This window comes from Corynebacterium striatum ATCC 6940 (assembly GCF_000159135.1).
In the GTDB taxonomy this organism is placed as follows: domain Bacteria; phylum Actinomycetota; class Actinomycetes; order Mycobacteriales; family Mycobacteriaceae; genus Corynebacterium; species Corynebacterium striatum.
In genome coordinates this window covers 126788-130715 of sequence record NZ_GG667521.1, presented here as the reverse complement: position 1 = coordinate 130715, position 3928 = coordinate 126788, and the positions used below count along the sequence as shown (strand labels likewise).

General features: G+C 54.4%; 5 protein-coding genes. All 5 read right to left on the bottom strand.

The annotated features are described in order from the left end of the window. Positions 1–673 precede the first annotated feature (673 nt). A complete protein-coding gene (locus HMPREF0308_RS05735; protein WP_005529612.1) occupies positions 674–901 on the bottom strand; it encodes a DUF3310 domain-containing protein in 228 nt (75 codons plus the stop codon). Next, positions 901–1536, bottom strand: a complete 636-nt coding sequence (gene dut, locus HMPREF0308_RS05730) for a dUTP diphosphatase (protein WP_005529611.1) — start codon at positions 1534–1536, stop codon at positions 901–903. The genes HMPREF0308_RS05735 and dut overlap by 1 nt, the downstream gene beginning before the upstream one ends. Before the next feature lie 970 nt (positions 1537–2506). Next, positions 2507–2833 carry a hypothetical protein gene (locus HMPREF0308_RS05720; protein ID WP_005529607.1) on the bottom strand — a complete coding sequence of 109 codons (327 nt, stop codon included), beginning with the start codon at positions 2831–2833 and terminating at the stop codon, positions 2507–2509. Beyond that, positions 2830–3630 carry a DNA-methyltransferase gene (locus HMPREF0308_RS05715; protein ID WP_005529605.1) on the bottom strand — a complete coding sequence of 267 codons (801 nt, stop codon included), beginning with the start codon at positions 3628–3630 and terminating at the stop codon, positions 2830–2832. The genes HMPREF0308_RS05720 and HMPREF0308_RS05715 overlap by 4 nt, the downstream gene beginning before the upstream one ends. Beyond that, positions 3630–3928, bottom strand: a 299-nt coding sequence (locus HMPREF0308_RS05710) for a WhiB family transcriptional regulator (protein ID WP_005529603.1), incomplete at its 5' end; no start/stop codon positions are given. The genes HMPREF0308_RS05710 and HMPREF0308_RS05715, both read right to left, overlap by 1 nt.

Here is a 3928-nt window from a genome sequence, read left to right as displayed (position 1 = left end):
GCGATGATTGTTAGGTATTCGTAGCTCATTGTGCTTCCTATCGTCATAGTGTGGGAACTATCTTTGTATCAGGTGATAGGCCTGGTGTTTGGTGGTTTACGCATTAGGCTTCGTGGCCACCAAACACAACCGCATGTTACATCACACTGTTACCTCGTGCAACTTGCCTAGCCATGCCATGTACTTCTCTAGCCAATCTTCAGCCCTGGATCGGTCGGCAAAGTTCGCAATAATCCGCCTATCGGCCAAAGATTCAATAGACCAGCGTGTTGCAACTACCCAACGGTCATAGACCTGGACTACGTGGTATTCACGATTCATTGTTCCACCACCTGTAGGGCTTCGATGTTGTGTGCCATCCTCCGCATGCGCACTTGTAGACGCGCAGTGGCATGCGCTTACGGCGGCCTGTACGCCATTCATGATGTAGGGCTTGGCGCGCTTCATTCTTGGTTGAGTATTTGATTTTGTTGGGGCAAGGGCATTCTTTTACCACCATGGGAATGTGTACCCCCGTGGTTTCCTACGCCCTCCCCGTTTCATTCGCTTAACGGCGGGTGGTTCAATCTCTTGAGGGTCTACGGCGTCGATGCCTAGACCATGCTCCATGGCCATTATTTCAGCGTCGATACGGTTCTTCATGGATGGGTGTTGCCACTTCGAGCGCTCAAAATCATCCATCGGTAGCCCCCAAGCGCTCTAGTTCGCGACGTAGGTACCAGATTGCTTTGTTGAGGTCTTCAATCACGGCCCCCTTATTGCGCCCGTCGGTACGGCCTGCCCGGGCGGCGTACTTGCAAGCATTCCCTGTGTTGAATGTGAGATTCTCCGTGATGTCGATAACCTCAGCGCCGTTACTGAATCCGGTGTAATGCGGCGGGTGGTTCACCATGTCGCTCATTACTTCACCCCCGTGGAACCATGACCATTAGCACCGCGTGTCGTATCACCAGAAAGCGAATCAACGCGCCGCATAACAGCAGGCTGCACACGATTAACCACCAACTGCGCCACACGATCCCCCTTATGCAGCACAACACGCTTAGGGCTGTGATTAATCAAATTCAGGTACACAATGCCCTCATACCCAGCATCAATCGTGCCAGGCGCATTATTCAACGTGACCCCCACTTTGTGCGCCATACCGGAACGCGGAACAGCCGCGACATAGTACCCCTCAGGAACCCCTAAGCGGATACCGGTAGTCACTAGTGCGCGTTCCCCCGGCGCAAGATGCACATCTTCATTAATGCGCACATCAAACCCCGCATCATGAGCATGGGCACGTGCAGGAATATTGGCCTTATCCCCCACCACATCAATAGTGACGGGACTAAAATAGGCTTTCTTGCACGCCTTTACGATTCGGGCCTGGTCGCGGAACATCACGACGAGGGCGATTGCCAGGATGAGTGTGATGATGCTTACGGCCAGGGCCAGTGTTGCGGTCATGTCTTTTTTCTCTCCAAGTGAAAATAGTGGTGTTTTTTGGTTGGGTTGATTGCCAATCTTTTTGGCGGCGGCGTTTAGCGTCACAGATTCGGCAGTATCCGTGCGCCGCGTGGGTTAGTTCGTCTTTTGTTAGTGGTATTCCTTTTGTGCGTGTAGTCATTGGTTTTCCGCACCCTCGACAGTTGGGGGGTGGTGTGAATCGCGCATGGGGCCCTATTTGTGGCGCGTCAACACCGGCTATGGCTGCTAGTTGGTTGGCGGTGTCTTGGTCGCCGTTGCACCACACCCCGGCCTGTATGACTCCTGTGGCGGGTTGTTTGTGTACTTTGTCGAGACTGTCCCCGGCGGTTAGTGCGTCGAGTGCGCATTGTTTGCGGAGGGGGCAGTAGGTACACATTTCCATCGCATCAATGGTGTTGGGGTCTACTGGTTGGGGGTTGGTGAATACGGCATGACCTGCGCATGGGGGTCTGTGATTCACGTGTTTGACGCTACCCTATTAATGCTACGTCATGCAACATTTACAGGTAACATATGCGGAGCCAGCATTTCGCAGGTTCGCCTTTAACCGCAGGTAGAATTTCCGGCATGAGTTCCCGCACATACGGCGGGCAATCATCGGGAACAATCCCAGCGTCCACTAGGCCGTCCACGATTGGTTTGGATGTTGCCGTGAGATTACCGGGGTCACGTCGCCGGTTATCGCGTGGCTGGTAGCAGAATTGCACGGTGATACTATTCTTCGCTACTGGCAGGCGCATGGATCTTGCCCTCATGCGCGCTTCATACCGTGTGGATTTAACGATGCGGGCTTTCTTTGCCCAGTGTATGCGGTCATTCTGATTAAGTGGCGGCCGTTGGAATGACAGTGGCATGGTGAATGTTTGTTGCATGGTGTAACTTTCCGTGTATGATGATTTGTGCTTGCATCTCTTCCATTGCCAAGCGCTAAAGCCCACCGTGTGCCCAATTGGTCCACCCGCACGGTGGGCTTTAGTCATGCGCGTGAAAGAATCTCATGTAACACCGTAGCCGCTAAACATGCTGCCGATTCTCATTCTTCCTCGCGCTCATCCTCGCTCAATGGCACGGGCTGGCCGTAAGGGCGCGTCATAATTCGCACTTGTTCGCCTGGATACTTTTCAACGGCCATGCGCTCGGCGGTAGTGGGGAGCATGTACCAGCGGGCGCGGCGGGGTGTTTCCCACAATCCAGACGGCCCCAAAAATAGCCACTTTTCGAGTAGTGGCCGCCAGACTTGGGCGGCGTACTCATACCGCAGGCCCGCCACATCATTTAACGCAGCGACTGCAACACCTTGGGAGACGTGGCCCCCTGCTTCAACCCGGTTGAGCTGCTTTTTGGCTTCCAATGGGGTCATGCTGGCTCACCCCACAGTGGCTGCGCAATGATGGGCTGCGGGTCGGTGCCGAATGTCAACGCGGGTGTGACGGCGTGCCGCATCTCATTCTCGAATGCTTGGCAAAAGTCTTTCTTGATTTCGAAGCCGTAAGACTTGCGGCCTAGATTTTCAGCGGCTACTAGCGTGGCCCCGCTGCCCGCGCATGGGTCAATGACTACATCATCGGGGTCAGTGAACAAGTCAATAAGGCGTTCCATGAGTGCCACGGGTTTCTGCGTGGGGTGCACTTTAGGAATGTGGCTACCGTCCCTGGCCCAGTCCATGATGTTCATGACCATGCGCCCGTGATTACGGAATTTAGGTAGTTTGTTTCGGTAGAAGATAAGCGCATATTCCGCATTGCCCACCACTTTCATGTTGGCCTTGAGCACCTGCGGGCTGCTGGGCTTGCGAAACACCAAATTGATGTAGTGATTAAAGCCGTACTTCTTCGCTTCCTCAATCAACGCCCATTGCTGGTCGAATGCGCAGAACACAATCATGGCCGGGGCTTGGCCGCGCTCTTTCGGTTCTTTGCGCAGCATGCGGCTAGCAAAGTGCATGAACTCCGGGACGCGGAAGTCCTTATCCGTGTCGAAGAACTGCTTGCCCGCTAGCTCCGATTCGCCGTTCTTATTGTCGCCACCCACGTACCACTTAGGATTGGAGCCGTAGGCATTCACCCCGAGGTTGTAGGGGATATCGGCGCAGATTAGCTGCGCCTTGGGGATGGAGTAGCGTTTGAAGTTCTGGAAATGGTCGTTAAACAGTTCCATTACGCATCCTCCCCTGCTGCTACGCGCTTCAGTACGTCGATGTAGTTCTGCTGCTGGTAGTTCATTAGCCCGTTACCTGGGAGCCATACCCCGGCGCGTACTGTGCCCCACGCTTCACGTTGCAGGGCATCGGTGGCGCATTCACGTTTCACGGGGCACCCGGCGCACAATTCGCGGGCGGTTGCTGCCTTATTAGATGTCCTATTGTCGAGGTCGTATTTTGCGGGGTCATCGCCTAAGCATTTGGCTTCCCAGCGCCACTTGTTATTCATCCTGCGATTGTGCGGTGTGATGAGCG